We start from the raw sequence: 14,519 nt of genomic DNA on the forward strand, positions 1-14,519 counted from the left end.
GTGCCCTACATCCTGAGCCTCGTTACATTCCTGCCCCTGGTCGGGGCCCTGGCGATCTTCGCCGCCCGGCTGACGTCAAAGTCGGCCGACGCGACCGCGCCGGCCGCGCGTTGGATCGCGTTGATCACCACCCTGGTGACCCTGGCGGTGTCGGTCGTGCTGGTCGCCGGCTTCGACCCCGCTAACACCGGCTATCAGTTCGTGGAGATGGTCCCGTGGTTCGCGGGCGCCAGCTATCACCTGGGCGTCGACGGGATCTCGATCCTGTTCGTGCTCCTGACGGCCTTCCTGATGCCGATCTGCATCCTGGCCAGCTGGAAGTCGGTCGAGACGCGCGTCGTCGAATATATGATCGCCTTCCTGGTGCTGGAGACGCTGGTCATCGGGGTGTTCACCTCGCTGGACCTGTTCCTCTTCTACATCTTCTTCGAAGGCACCCTGGTCCCGATGTTCCTGATCATCGGCATCTGGGGCGGACAGAACCGCATCTACGCCGCCTACAAGTTCTTCCTCTACACCCTGCTGGGGTCCGTTCTGATGCTGCTGGCCATGCTGTGGATGGCGCACGAGGCGGGTACCACCAGCATTCCTGAGCTGAAGCGTTTCGCCTTCGATCCCGCCGTCCAGCCGATTCTTTGGCTGGCCTTCTTCGCCTCGTTCGCGGTCAAGATGCCGATGTGGCCGGTCCACACCTGGCTTCCCGACGCCCACGTTCAGGCGCCGACGGCCGGTTCGGTCATCCTGGCCGGCATTCTGCTGAAGCTGGGCGGCTATGGCTTCATCCTGTTCAACGTGCCGATGTTCCCGATGGCGTCGGAGATGTTCCGGCCGCTGGTCTTCACCCTGTCGGTGATCGCCATCGTCTATACGTCGCTGGTCGCCTGGCGTCAGACGGACATCAAGAAGCTGATCGCCTATTCGTCGGTGGCCCACATGGGCTTTGTGACCCTGGGCATCTTCGCCGGCAATGACATCGGCATGCAGGGCGCCATCTTCCAGATGATCAGCCACGGCCTGATTTCGGGCGCGCTGTTCCTGTGCGTTGGCGTCGTCTATGACCGGATGCACACTCGCGAGATCGCCTTCTATGGCGGCCTGACGTCCAAGATGCCGTGGTACGCCGCCATCTTCCTGATGTTCACCATGGCCAACGTCGGCCTGCCGGGCACCTCGGGCTTCATCGGCGAAGTTCTGACCATGACGGGCGCCTACAACGCCTCGACCTGGGCGGCGCTGGTCGCGGCCTCGGGCGTCATCTTCTCGGCGGTCTACGCCTTGACCCTGTACCGCGCGGTCATGTTCGGCGAGATCACCAATCCGAAGCTTGAGACCATCACCGACATCGACAAGCGCGAACTGCTGCTGTTCGTGCCCCTGATCGTCGGCACCATCTGGCTGGGGGTCCATCCGGCCTCCGTCCTCGATTACACCGGGCCTGCTGTCGAGGCCCTGACCAGCGCGTATCGCGCCGCGATCGGCGGGTGAGACTTACAGATGCCTGATCTATCCTCCGCCCTGCATCTCGCCGCCTCGGAAGTCACCCTCGCGGTCGGCGCCCTGGTCCTGCTGATGGTCGGCGCCTTCATGGGCGACAAGAGCGCCCGTCTGGTCTCGATCCTGTCGGTCCTGCTGCTGATCGCCGCATCGGTCATCTCGATCGTCGGACCGTGGGGCGTCACCTTCAACGGCGCCTATATCGCCGATCCGCTGGCCATCTACGCCAAGAGCCTGATCTATTTGCCGGCCGCCGTTGCGGTCGTGCTGGGTGACGGCTGGATGAAGCGCACGCGCATCGCCAAGTTCGAATATCCGGTCCTGATCGTGCTGGCCTCGGCCGGCATGGGGATGATGGCGTCCTCGGGCGACCTGATCTCCATGTATGTCGGGATCGAGCTGCACTCGCTGGCCCTGTATGTGCTCGCCGCCTTCCACCGCAACGACGTCAAGGCGTCGGAAGCGGGCCTGAAGTATTTCGTCCTGGGCGCGCTGTCGTCGGGCCTGCTGCTGTATGGCGCCAGCCTCATCTACGGCTTCGCCGGCTCGATGCGGTTCGAGGACATCGCCGCCGTCGCCGCCGACAATCCCGGCCCGGGCCTGGTCTTCGGCCTGGTCTTCCTGATCTGCGGCTTGGCGTTCAAGGTATCGGCCGCGCCGTTCCACATGTGGACGCCCGACGTCTATGAAGGCGCGCCGACGCCGGTCGTGGCCCTGTTCGCCACGGCGCCCAAGGTGGCGGCCATGGTGCTGATCGCTCGCGCGCTGGAAAACGGTTTCGGCGACGCCCACGCTCAGTGGTCGCAGGTCCTGATCGCCATCTCCCTGATCAGCTTCGTCGTCGGCGCCTTCGGCGGTCTGGCGCAAAAGGACATCCAGCGCCTGCTAGCCTATTCGTCGATCGCCAACATCGGTTACGCCCTGCTGGGCATTGCGGCGGGCACGGCCGAGGGCCTGCAGGCCATGCTGATGTTCATGACGCTGTATGTCATCGACCAGCTGGGCTTCTTCGCCATCCTGCTCAGCCTGTCCAAGTCGGGCCGTCCGATCCGCCGCATCGCCGATCTGGCCGGATTGAAGAAGGATCGTCCGCTGACGGCCGTGGCCCTGACCATCCTGTCGCTGTCGGTCCTGGGTATGCCGCCGTTCTCGGGCTTCTGGGGCAAATACTATGTGTTCGGCGCCGCCGCCGATGCAGGTCTGTGGCCCGTCGCGGCTGCGGGTCTGGTCGCCTCGGTCGTGGCCGCCTTCTACTATCTGCGCATTCTCAAGCTGATGTGGTTCGATGCGCCGGTGGACGATATCGTCACCGACGCCGCGCCTGTCGAGGCGAAGTGGATCGGCTGGGCCTGCGCTGCCTTCGCCTTCCCGTTGGTGATCGTCGGTCTGACTTGGCTGGAGCCGCTGACCAAGGCTGCGAGCGCCGGCTTCGGGAACGGGTAGGGCGTTGGCGCCCGTCCCTCTGGTCATCCTCGACGAGATCGACTCGACCAACGCCGAGGCGCGCCGTCTTGCCGAGGCCGGAGAGGCGGGGCCGCGCTGGATCGTGGCGCGCCGCCAGACCGCCGGTCGCGGCCGGCGGGGTCGCAAGTGGGACACCGATCAGGGCAATCTGGCCGCCACCCTTCTGATCACCACGCCCAAGTCGGCGGCGGAGGCGGCCCAGGCCACCTTCATCGCCGCCCTCGCCGTCGCAGACCTGTTGGACGTCTTCGTTTCGCCCGCGCTCGTTTCGATCAAATGGCCCAACGACGTCCTGCTGGACGGGGTCAAGGTGTCGGGCATCCTGGTCGAATCCGGTCGTCACGCGAACGGCGACCTCTGGCTTGCGGTCGGCATCGGCGTGAACCTGGCCCACGCGCCAGAGGGCACCGAGCGGGGGGCGACCTCGGTTGCCGAGCGTCTGCGCGCCGACCTGGCTTATGTCCCGCCCATCGAGGCCGCTGCCGAAATCCTGGCCGAGACCTTCGCCGTCTGGTGGGGGCGTTGGCAGACGATGGGCTTCGAGCCCGTGCTGGACGCCTGGACCAGCCGCCTGACGGGCCTCAACGGACCGTGCGTCGCGCGACTAGATAACGAGACGATCGAGGGACAGGCCGAGGGCGTGGAGCCGGATGGCGCCCTGCGCCTGCGTCTGACCGACGGCTCCGTGCGTTTGATTTCTGCGGGCGATGTCTTCTTCGGGAAAGCCGCCTGATGCTTCTCGCCATCGAGCAGGGCAACACCAACACGCTGTTCGCCGTTCACGACGGTTCGGATTGGATCGCCCAATGGCGGGCCGCGACCGAGGCCAGTCGCACGGCCGACGAATACGCCGTCTGGCTGAACCAGCTGATGGTGATGAAGGGGCTGAAGTTCGACGCCCTGGGCGGCTGCATCATCTCCAGCGTCGTGCCGCAGTCGATCTTCAACCTGCGCAATCTGGCGCGGCGCTATCTGAACATCGAACCCCTGGTCATCGGCGAGAACGCCGAGCTGGGCATCGAGGTGCGGATCGCCAAGCCCAGCGAAGCGGGCGCCGATCGTCTGGTGAATGCTGTGGGCGCCTCGCTGATGTATCCCGGCGACCTTCTGCTGATCGACAGCGGTACGGCGACGACCTTCGACATCGTCTCGGGCGACGGCGCCTTCGAGGGCGGCCTGATCGCGCCCGGCATCAATCTGTCGCTTCAGGCGCTGCACGAAGCGGCGGCCAAACTGCCGCGCATCGCCATTCAGAAACCCGAGAACGTCATCGGCAAGGGCACGGTCGAGGCCATGCAGTCCGGCGTTTTCTGGGGCTATATCTCATTGATCGAAGGCCTGGTCGGGCGCATCAAGGCGGAGTGGGGCAAGCCCATGACCGTCGTCGGCACCGGCGGGGTCGCCAGCCTGTTCGAAGGCGCGACCGACAGCATCGATCACTTCGATCCCGACCTGACTATTCGCGGCCTCCTCGAAATCTGGCGTCGTAACGCCCATTTGACTGATTGAATGAAAAAGCAAACCCAAGACGAACTCGTTTTCCTGCCGCTGGGCGGCTCGGACGAGGTCGGTATGAACCTGAACGCCTATGGCTTCGGCCCAGAGGCTAACCGTGAATGGCTGATCGTCGATGTCGGCGTCACCTTCGGCGACCTGTCTACGCCCGGCGTGGATGTGATCGTGCCCGATCCCACCTTCCTGGAGGGTGAGAACATCAAGGGCATAGTGCTGACTCATGCGCACGAAGATCACATTGGCGCCCTGGGCTGGCTGTGGCCGCGCATCAAGGCGCCGATCTACGCCACGCCCTTCACCGCCTATCTGATCCGCGACAAACTGCGCGAGCGCGGCATTCTGGACGAGGTCGAACTGATCGAGGTGCCGCTGGGCGGGACCGTCGATATCGGCACGTTCGGCGTGACCTTCGTCAACATGACCCACTCGATCGCCGAGCCCAGCGGCCTGGCCATCGATACGCCGCTGGGAATGGTGTTCCACACCGGCGACTGGAAGATCGACGACCAGCCGGTGATCGGGACCAAGACCGACGCCCCCGTCATCCGCGCCCTGGGCGACGAAGGCGTGCTGGCCATGGTCTGCGATTCGACCAATGTCTTCGTGCCGGGCGTCGCCGGGTCCGAGGGCGATGTCGCCGTCGCCATCTCCAAGCTGATCGCCAGCCTGAAGGGGCGCGTCGCCGTCGGCTGCTTCGCCTCCAACGTCGCCCGGATGGACAGCGTGATCCGCGCCGCGGAGGCCTGCGGGCGTCGCGTGGCCCTGGCCGGCCGGTCGATGCACCGGATCACGGCGGCGGCCAAGCACGTCGGCATGCTGAAGGACGTGAAGCCCTTCCTGTCGGACGAGGAGGCCCGCGTCTGGCCCGCCGATCAGATCCTGTATCTGTGCACCGGCAGCCAGGGTGAGGCGAGGGCGGCCCTTTCGCGCATCGCTGACGGCACCCATCCGGTCGTGAAATTGGGTCTGGGCGACCACTGCATCTTCTCGTCGCGCCAGATCCCCGGCAACGAACTGGCGATCGGCAATCTGCAAGACCGCCTCGCGGATCGCGGTGTGCGTCTCTACACCGAGAAGGATCACCCCGGCATCCACGTCTCGGGCCACCCCTGCCGTGACGAGCTGAAGCAGATGTACGAATGGGCCCGGCCGCAGATTGCGGTGCCGACCCACGGCGTGCGCCGCTTCCTGCTGGAACACGCCAACCTGGCCAAGGACATGGGCGTTCCCGAAACGGTGACGCCGCGCAACGGCGACATGGTCCGCCTGGCCCCTGGCCCAGCCAAGATCATCGACGAGGTGCCGAACGGCCGCCTCTATGTCGACGGCGGCATGCTGGTGACCGAGCAAGGCGAGGCCCTGAAGGAGCGTCGTCACGCCTCGACCAACGGCGTGCTGATCGTCAGCTTTGCTTTGGACAAGCGCGGTCGCATCGCCAGCGACATCGACATCCGCAGCGTCGGCCTGCCCGGCGATACCGCCACGCCGCTCGGCGATGCGCTGGACAAGCTGGCCGAGCGCGTCGAACAGGTGGTGAAGGGCCTTAAGGGCGATGCGCTGGACGACGAATTGGTCATCGAACAGGCCGTCGCCCGCGTGCTGAAAAAGGCCAGCCAGCAGATCTGGGATCGTCGTCCAATCGTCGAGACGGTCGTCCTGCGCGTCTAATGCAACCTTGACCTTTCGGGTGCATTGGTCGTGCGCCTGAACGGTCGGGGAAACGCATGTCGAAAAAGCCTGCCCGTGCGCGCCGCCTGCTGGAGCGGATTCGGCACGCCCGTCATCCGCTGCGCGGTTGGCGGCGATGGGCGGTGATTGCGGGGCAGGGGCTGGTCGGCTTCGTCGCCCTGTTCGCCTTTGTCAATCTGGTGCTCAGCCTGTCGACGTTCCGGGGCGAAGACCCCCTGGCGCGGACCGTTCACGAGCTGCGCGTGCTGTGGTTTAGCCCACCCGACGGCCAGCCGATGTCGCCGACCGCCTTTCCGACCGTCTATGGCCGCGATCTGGGACCAGCGCCCGACACCGCCGCTATCCATGCCTATCTGGAGCGCGAGGCGGAGGACGGCGTCTTTCTGCTCGACCACGTCATGGTCGATCGCATCCTGAAGCTGAATGGCCGGATCGATGCGCGCAGCGTGCCGTCGGGCGTCTATGTCGGCGCCCATGCCCTAGGACCGGACGGGATGCCGCTGGTGCCGGTGACCAAGTTCATGGCGCAATATCTGCTGTTTCCGCGCCATGCCTACATTCTGGTCGTGCCGAAAAGCGGGCCGGCCATCGCCTTCTCCGCCAGCCAGAACGCCAAGTTCGGCATCGACATTCATCCCGAGCGGCTGTCGGCCGAGATCGCGCCGTTCGATCCGAACGCCTATGACTTTCCAAGCTCGGGCGAGGCGCTGCACGAGATGACGCGCATCACCAACGACCCGGCGCGCGTCGCGACGGCCGTCGAAATGCTGAAGGGCGCCCAGGCGCGGCTGGCGCAGGAGGGTCTGACCTACGGCCTTCTGGCGCCCAACTCCAACACGGCGGTCGGCTGCGTGCTGCAAGGCGCCGGAGCGATCACGCAGCAGGCGCGCTCTTCGATCCTTCTGGCGCTACGGGCGCCGGGGTTCGGCGCATCGTGCGAATAGCGGTCGCGCCGACGGCCTCAACTCGGATATATCCACGCCGATGACCGAGCGACTCTTCCTGTTGAATCCCGACTGGCACGACGACCAGGGCGGTCCGTGGTTCTGCCCGCCCGGGGCCTATATCGAGGGTGTCCTGGCCTTCTATCCTCAGCTTCGCGACGCGCTGGACGTCGTCTATCTGGACCATCCGCGCCCACGCCAGCCGGTCATCGACCAAGTTGGCGAGGCGCATCAAAGCTGCCCCATCCTGATCCTGGACGGCGAGCTGGATTGGCCCGAGGCCGAGGTCAGCGCAACGACCGGCCGGCGGTTTCTTCAGGATCACGCCATCGCTCCCTATCTGGCGGCCCGCTACGGCGTCGGCCGGCCCCATCCCTAGAGGTCCGTCATGCCCATCGGCGTCTTCACCATGGTCGGCATCTACATCATCGCCTGGTGGACGGTGCTGTTCGCCGTGCTGCCGCTGGGCACGGCCAGCGAGACGCACGAGCCGCCGACCGACGGCTCTCAATGGGGCGCGCCCAAGACGCCCAATCTGAAGAAGAAGTTCCTGACGACCACCTGGGTCTCGGCCCTGGTCTGGGTATTCGTCATGGTCCTGATCTTCACGGGCTGGCTGCCCCTGCCGAACTTCGCCAGCGGCCCGGCTGTCTAAACGACGCATCGGCCTAGCTTTCGCCCCGTCCGAGCGGCTAAAGCCTTGTTCCGTCTCTACGCCTAGGATTCCCGACCATGCGCCTGTCGCGCTTTTTCCTGCCCACGCTGAAGGAAGCTCCTTCGGACGCCCAGATCGTCTCGCACCAGCTGATGCTGCGCGCCGGCATGATCAAGCAGGAGGCAGCAGGCATCTACGCCTGGCTGCCGCTGGGTCTGAAGGTGCTGCGCAAGATCGAGCAGATCGTGCGCGAGGAACAGATGCGGGCAGGGGCCGTCGAACTGCTGATGCCGACCCTGCAATTGGCTGATCTGTGGCGCGAGAGCGGCCGCTATGACGCCTACGGCCCCGAGATGCTGCGCATCACCGACCGGCATGAGCGTGAGCTGCTGTACGGACCGACCAACGAGGAGATGATCACCGACATCTTCCGGGCCTATGTGAAGTCCTACAAGTCGCTGCCGCTGAACCTGTTTCACATCCAGTGGAAGTTCCGCGACGAGCGCCGTCCGCGCTTTGGCGTGATGCGGGGGCGCGAGTTCCTGATGAAGGACGCTTATTCCTTCGACGTGGACGAGGCCGCGGCCCGCGTCGCCTACAACCGCATGTTCGTCGCCTATCTGAACACCTTCGCCCGCATGGGCCTGAAGGCCGTGCCGATGCGTGCCGACACCGGCCCCATCGGCGGCGATCTGAGCCACGAGTTCATCGTCCTGGCCGAAACTGGCGAGAGCGAGGTCTTCTGCGACCGCAAGCTGGTCGAGATGCCCGCGCCCGGCGACGACTTCAGCCCGGAGGCCGTCCAGGCCGTCTTCGACGAACGCACCGCCCTCTACGCCGCCACCGAAGAGATGCACGATCCGGCGCAGTTCGAGGCCAAGACCGCCGAGGGCGACCGCCTGTCGGCGCGCGGCATCGAGGTCGGCCACATCTTCTACTTCGGCACGAAATACTCCGCCCCGATGAAGGCCAAGGTCGCCGGTCCGGACGGTCAGGACGCCGAGGTCCACATGGGCAGCTATGGCGTCGGCGTGTCGCGCCTGCTGGGGGCCATCATCGAAGCGAGCCACGACGCCGGCGGCATCATCTGGCCCGATGCGGTCGCGCCGTTCGACGTGGTCGTGATCAATCTGCGCGCCAATGACGAGGCCGTCTCGGCGGCCTGCGAGGACGCGGTGGCCCAGCTTGAAAAGCTCGGCAAGGACGTCCTCTACGACGACACCGACGAACGTCCCGGCGGCAAGTTCGCCACCGCCGACCTGATCGGCGTGCCGTGGCAGCTGACCATCGGTCCCAAGGGACTGGCGGACGGCGTGGTCGAACTGAAACGCCGCGCCACTGGCGAGAAGGTGTCCGTGCCGCTCGCCGAAGCTATCGAAAGGCTGACCGCTTGAGCCTGCCGTCCCGTCCGTCCGGCGCCTTCTCCTCGTGGGAGATCGGCCTGGCCCTGCGCTACCTGCGCGCCAAGCGCAAGGAAGGCGGCGTCGCCACCATCGCCGTCATCAGCTTCATCGGCATCATGCTGGCCGTGGCCGTCCTGATTAGCGTGATGAGCATCATGTCCGGCTTCCGCAGCGAACTGCTGGGCCGCATGCTGGCGTTCAACGGCCATATGTATGTGCAGGGCCAGGTCCTGACCTCGCCGGATCGCGAAGCCGCCCTTAAGCGCATCCAGGCCGTGCCCGGCGTCGCCAGCGCCAGTCCGCTGAACGAGGCCCAAAGCCTGATCCGCGTCGGCAGCTATACGACCGGCGCCATCGCCAAGGGCATCCGTCCTGAGGATCTGGCCAAGACCCAGTATGTCTTCGACAGCTTAAGCCCGCAGGAGCGCGCCAGCTTCGGCAAGGGGCCTTATGGCGGCGACCGCATTCTGGTCGGCGCGGCCCTGGCCAACTCCATGGGCCTGAGCGTCGGCGATCCTGTGACCCTGTATTCGCCGACCGGGGCCGACAGCGCCTTCGGCAACCTCGGCGGACTTGAGAAGACCTATTTCGTCGGCGGCCTATTCCGTTCGGGCGCCGCCGACTACGACCGCGCCTTCATCTTCATGCCGCTGGAGCAGCAGCAGCTCTTCTTCGGCAAGGAAGGCGTCTGGGACGCGATCGAGATCAAGGTGGACGATCCCGATCAGGTCGGCGCCCTGACCGCCGCCATACGCGACGCCGCCGGTCCCGGCTCGGTCGTCAGCGACTGGCGCGAGCGGCTCGCCGCCTTCTACGGCGCGCTGAAGGTCGAACGCGTGGCCATGAGCATCATTCTGGGCCTCGTCGTCGCCATCGCCGCCATGAACATCATCTCCGGCATCGTCATGCTGGTGAAGAACAAGGGCCGTGACATCGCCATCCTGCGCACCATCGGCGCCAGTCCCTCGGCGATCCTGCGCGTCTTCTTCATGGCCGGCGCCATGATCGGGGTTGCGGGCACCATCGCGGGCCTGATTCTGGGGCTGCTGTTCTGCTGGAACATCGGTTCGATCCAGCATTTCCTGGAGTTCGTCCTGCAGACCAAGCTGTTCGATTCCGACGTCTATATGCTGGACGCCATTCCGGCCCTGGTCGATCCGGTGGACGTGACCTGGGTGGCCTTCTGGTCCCTGTTGATGAGCTGTATCGCCAGCCTGCCGCCGTCCTGGAACGCGTCTCGCATCGATCCCGTGGAGGCGCTGCGCTATGAGTAAGGCTCCCATCCTTTCGGTGCGCGGCCTGACCCGTACCTATGACACCGCCCAAGGCGGCCTGACCGTGCTGAAGGGCGTGGATCTGGACGTCTATCCGGGCGAACTGGTCGGGCTGATCGGACCGTCGGGCTCGGGCAAGTCGTCGCTGCTGCACGCCGCGGGCCTGTTGGAAAAGCCCACCAGCGGCACGGTCGCCATCGACGGCGAACAGGTCGGCGATCTGGACGAGCGCGCCCGCACACGCCTGCGCCTGGGCCGGATCGGCTTCGTCTATCAGTTCCACCACCTGCTGCCCGAGTTCGATGCGCGCGACAATGTCGCCCTGCCGATGCGGATCGCCGGGGTGGCCCAGGACGAGGCGCGCAAACGCGCCGAGGTCACGCTGACGGCCCTGGGGCTAGGCGAACGCCTGACGCACCAGCCGGCTCAGCTGTCGGGCGGCGAACAGCAGCGCGTCGCCATCGGTCGCGCGCTGGCCAACGGCCCACGCCTGCTGCTGGCCGACGAGCCGACAGGCAATCTGGATCCGACCACCAGCCAATCCGTGTTCGAATCCCTGCGCAACTTGGCCAAGACCACGGGCGTCGCCGCCCTGATCGCCACCCACAATATGGAGTTGGCCGGCCATATGGACCGTGTCTTCGCCCTGAAGGACGGTCATCTGGAACAGCGCGAAGCTCAAAGCCACGCTTACTGATCAGCTGACGGCGGCGTCGCCCCAGATCGCTCGCAGGCGTTCGGGGCGGCGGCATCCGATCCGGTAGGCCTGATAGCTGGCGGCGTGGCGCTTGGCGTAGTTCTGGTGCTCCTCGCCGGCCGGCCAGAACCGCTGGGCGCCGACGACCGGCGTGGTGAAGCTCTTTCTCAACACCCGCATCGCCGCATCGCGCGAGGCGACGGCGTCCGCGCGCTGGGCCGCTGTCGCAAAGACGGCCGATCGATAGGACGGCCCTTGGTCGCAGAACTGACCGTTCGGATCGGTCGGGTCGATGGTGCGCCAATAGCGATCGACCAGAGTACGATAGCTGACCACGCGCGGATCGAAGATCACCTGCACCGCCTCCATATGGCCCGTGCCGCCGCGCACCACCTGCTCATAAGTCGGGTTGGCGGTATGGCCCCCGACGAAGCCGGACACGGCCGAGCGCACCCCCGGCACGTCATCAAAGGCCTTCTCCTCCGACCAGAAGCAGCCGCCGGCGAAGATCGCGGTCTGAAGCGCCGTCTGCGCCTCGGCCTGACGGGCCAGGGGCGCGCCGACCGCCAGCGCAACGACGGTCAAGGATGCAACGGCGGCGAGGGCGGTCGCGCGAAGGGACATGGTCTCATCTCCTGTTGCAATGACTACGACGGCGACGCGCAAACGGTTTCACCGAGAACGACTTGACCGGAACAAAACGCCAACATAGAACATTAGCAGAACATATCGGATGTCTCGGAGCCAAGGTCATGCCGCGTTTGATGAGGGATATGCTGTCGCTGGCGTCGTGCGGCGGTTTCGTATGGATGGTCTGGACCGTGGCGATCAGCGTCTCCGCCTGAGATCAGACGAATTGGACACTTTAGACGGTGTTTTTTCGCGGACCGTCTGAAGCCAGCGATCCACAGCCGATCGGTCGGGCGGCCGGTTTGCAATGGCCGCGCGACGCCCGATATGAGACTCAGGGTAGGTAGGGCTCGTTAGCGGGCCAGGGTCGAAGAAGGCGTGAAAGAGCCGGTGAACAGTCAGGGTTTTGTCCATCTGCGGGTCCGTTCGGCCTATTCGCTGCTGGAAGGCGCGATCAAGGCGGCCAAGGTCGGCAAGCTGGCGGCCGACGCCGGAATGCCGGCGGTCGGGGTGGCGGACCGGGCCAATCTGTTCGGCGCGCTGGAGTTTAGCCAGACGGCGAAGGATGCAGGCGTTCAGCCGCTCGTGGCCTGCGCCCTGCCGGTTTTCGGCATCGGCGGCCAGATCAACGCCCGCTGGGCCAAGGTTCCGACCGTGGTTCTGCTGGCTCAGGATACAGCCGGCTGGCTGAACCTGTGCGCCCTGTCGTCTTCCGCCTATCTGGACGCCGGAGAAATGGCCGAGCCGGGCGTGGCCTGGGAGCAGGTGATCGCCCGCTCCGAAGGCCTGATCCTGCTGTCCGGCGGCCCGGACGGACCGATCGATCCGCTGTTCGCCCAAGGCAAGAAGACCGAAGCCGCCGCCGCCCTGTCGGCGATGAAGGCGGCGTTCGGCGACCGCTTCTACGTCGAGCTGCAACGCCACGGGCTGGAGGACGAAAAGCGCGCCGAGCCGGGCCTCGTCGAATGGGCTTACGCCAACGATGTGCCGCTGGTCGCCACCAACGACGTCTATTACGCCAAGGCGGCGCAGGCGAAGTCTCACGACGCCCTGCTGTGCATCGCCGACGGCGCCTTCACCGGCCAGGAGGATCGCCGTCGCATCACCGGCGAACACTGGTTCAAGCCCGCCGCCGTCATGCGTGAGCTGTTCGCCGACCTGCCCGAGGCGTGCGACAACACCATCGACATCGCGCGGCGCTGCGCCTTTCTGGTCAATACGCACGCGCCCATCCTGCCGCGTTTCGATACCGGGGCCGGTCGCTCCGAGGCCGACGAACTGGCCCACCAGGCGCGCGAGGGGCTGAAGGTCCGCCTGACCGAGGTCACGCCGGCCGTGCCCGAAGAGGAATACTGGACCCGCCTGGAGTGGGAGGTCGGGATCATCCAGCAGATGGGCTTCCCCGGCTACTTCCTCATCGTGTCGGACTTCATCAAATGGGCCAAGACCCACGGCATTCCCGTGGGGCCGGGGCGTGGCTCCGGCGCCGGCTCGCTGGTCGCCTGGTCCCTGACCATCACCGATCTGGACCCGTTGCGGTTCGGCCTGCTGTTCGAGCGGTTCCTGAACCCCGAACGCGTCTCCATGCCCGACTTCGACATCGACTTCTGCCAGGAGCGGCGCGAAGAGGTGATCGACTATGTGCAGGACCGCTACGGCAAGGACCGGGTGGCCCAGATCATCACCTTCGGCACCTTGCAGGCGCGGGCCGTGCTGCGCGACGTGGGCCGGGTGCTGCAGATGCCGCTGGGTCAGGTCGACCGGCTCTGCAAGATGGTGCCGAACAATCCGGCCGCGCCCGTCACCCTGGCCCAGGCCATCGACATCGAGCCGCGCCTGAAGGAGGCGCGCGACGCCGAGCCGGCGGTGAAGACCTTGCTGGAAACCGCGCTGGAGTTGGAGGGGCTTTACCGCAACGCCTCGACCCACGCCGCCGGCATCGTCATCGGCGACCGGCCGCTGACGGAACTGGTGCCGCTGTATCAGGATCCGCGCTCCACCATTCCGGCGTCCCAGTTCAACATGAAATGGGTCGAGCCGGCGGGTCTGGTGAAATTCGACTTCCTGGGCCTGAAGACGCTGACGGTGCTGGATCGGGCGCGCGGCTATCTCGAACGGCGCGGCGCAGCCAAGGACTGGAACAGCCTGCCGCTGGATGATGCGCGCACCTATGAGCTGATGGCTTCGGGCCAGACGGTTGGGGTGTTCCAGCTGGAATCCCAGGGCATGCGCGACACCCTGCGCAAGATGCGGTGCGGCTCCATCGAAGAGATCACCGCCCTGATTTCGCTTTATCGGCCGGGTCCGATGGAGATGATCGACACCTATATCGACCGCAAGTTCGGGCGCGCCGAGGTCGATTATCTGCACCCCAGCCTGAAAGAGGTGCTGACCGAAACCTACGGCGTCATCATCTACCAGGAACAGGTGATGAAGATCGCCCAGATCCTGGCGGGCTACAGCCTGGGCGAGGCCGACCTGCTGCGCCGGGCCATGGGCAAGAAGAAGAAGGAGGAGATGGATTTCCAGCGCCTCCGCTTCGTCAAGGGCGCCGCCGAAAAGGCCGTGCCGGAATCGCAGTCCGGCTCCATCTTCGACCTGGTCGCCAAGTTCGCTGGATACGGCTTCAACAAGTCCCACGCCGCCGCCTACGCCCTGATCTCGTTCCAGACGGGTTGGCTGAAGGCCAATCAGCCGGTCGAGTTTTTCGCGGCGTCCATGAGCCTGGACTTGTCGAACACCGACAAGCTGGCG

13 protein-coding genes are annotated in these 14,519 nt (G+C 65.8%); 12 read left to right on the forward strand and 1 reads right to left on the reverse strand.

Features of this window, described 5'->3' with window-relative positions; translation table 11 throughout:
- From RT123_RS07390 to RT123_RS07440, 11 genes are all read left to right on the forward strand, one after another.
- Positions 1 to 1,485 carry an NADH-quinone oxidoreductase subunit M gene (locus RT123_RS07390; protein ID WP_165116613.1) on the forward strand — a complete coding sequence of 495 codons (1,485 nt, stop codon included), beginning with the start codon at positions 1 to 3 and terminating at the stop codon, positions 1,483 to 1,485.
- A 9-nt stretch (positions 1,486 to 1,494) separates the two neighbouring features.
- Positions 1,495 to 2,937, forward strand: coding sequence for an NADH-quinone oxidoreductase subunit NuoN (gene nuoN, locus RT123_RS07395; RefSeq protein WP_313008562.1), 1,443 nt, complete (start codon positions 1,495 to 1,497; stop codon positions 2,935 to 2,937).
- A 4-nt stretch (positions 2,938 to 2,941) separates the two neighbouring features.
- Positions 2,942 to 3,691 (forward strand): biotin--[acetyl-CoA-carboxylase] ligase, encoded by a 750-nt coding sequence (locus RT123_RS07400; protein WP_165116617.1) that lies wholly within the window; start codon positions 2,942 to 2,944, stop codon positions 3,689 to 3,691.
- Positions 3,688 to 4,467 carry a type III pantothenate kinase gene (locus RT123_RS07405; protein ID WP_174085202.1) on the forward strand — a complete coding sequence of 260 codons (780 nt, stop codon included), beginning with the start codon at positions 3,688 to 3,690 and terminating at the stop codon, positions 4,465 to 4,467. The genes RT123_RS07400 and RT123_RS07405 overlap by 4 nt, the downstream gene beginning before the upstream one ends.
- Positions 4,468 to 6,141: a ribonuclease J gene (locus RT123_RS07410; RefSeq protein ID WP_313008563.1), complete on the forward strand. Its 1,674-nt coding sequence runs from the start codon at positions 4,468 to 4,470 to the stop codon at positions 6,139 to 6,141. It begins immediately after the preceding gene.
- Positions 6,142 to 6,197: 56 nt separating this feature from the next.
- Positions 6,198 to 7,106 (forward strand): hypothetical protein, encoded by a 909-nt coding sequence (locus RT123_RS07415; protein WP_313008564.1) that lies wholly within the window; start codon positions 6,198 to 6,200, stop codon positions 7,104 to 7,106.
- Positions 7,107 to 7,146: 40 nt separating this feature from the next.
- Positions 7,147 to 7,485 carry a DUF3088 family protein gene (locus RT123_RS07420; RefSeq protein WP_313008565.1) on the forward strand — a complete coding sequence of 113 codons (339 nt, stop codon included), beginning with the start codon at positions 7,147 to 7,149 and terminating at the stop codon, positions 7,483 to 7,485.
- 9 nt (positions 7,486 to 7,494) lie between these two features.
- Positions 7,495 to 7,761: a DUF1467 family protein gene (locus RT123_RS07425; RefSeq protein ID WP_055753501.1), complete on the forward strand. Its 267-nt coding sequence runs from the start codon at positions 7,495 to 7,497 to the stop codon at positions 7,759 to 7,761.
- Positions 7,762 to 7,838: 77 nt separating this feature from the next.
- Positions 7,839 to 9,155, forward strand: coding sequence for a proline--tRNA ligase (proS, locus tag RT123_RS07430; RefSeq protein WP_205680900.1), 1,317 nt, complete (start codon positions 7,839 to 7,841; stop codon positions 9,153 to 9,155).
- Positions 9,152 to 10,438 carry a lipoprotein-releasing ABC transporter permease subunit gene (locus RT123_RS07435; protein ID WP_313008566.1) on the forward strand — a complete coding sequence of 429 codons (1,287 nt, stop codon included), beginning with the start codon at positions 9,152 to 9,154 and terminating at the stop codon, positions 10,436 to 10,438. The genes proS and RT123_RS07435 overlap by 4 nt, the downstream gene beginning before the upstream one ends.
- A complete protein-coding gene (locus tag RT123_RS07440; RefSeq protein WP_313008567.1) occupies positions 10,431 to 11,135 on the forward strand; it encodes an ABC transporter ATP-binding protein in 705 nt (234 codons plus the stop codon). The genes RT123_RS07435 and RT123_RS07440 overlap by 8 nt, the downstream gene beginning before the upstream one ends.
- Here RT123_RS07440 and msrA read toward each other — a convergent pair whose 3' ends face one another.
- A complete protein-coding gene (gene msrA, locus RT123_RS07445) occupies positions 11,136 to 11,759 on the reverse strand; it encodes a peptide-methionine (S)-S-oxide reductase MsrA (protein WP_313008569.1) in 624 nt (207 codons plus the stop codon).
- A 396-nt stretch (positions 11,760 to 12,155) separates the two neighbouring features.
- On the opposite strand from msrA, the gene dnaE reads away from it, so the two are divergent.
- Positions 12,156 to 14,519 (forward strand): DNA polymerase III subunit alpha (gene dnaE, locus RT123_RS07450; protein WP_313008570.1); only part of this gene is annotated, 2,364 nt, incomplete at its 3' end.

Origin of the sequence: Brevundimonas vesicularis (assembly GCF_032067225.1) — a bacterium.
Classification (GTDB): domain Bacteria; phylum Pseudomonadota; class Alphaproteobacteria; order Caulobacterales; family Caulobacteraceae; genus Brevundimonas; species Brevundimonas vesicularis_F.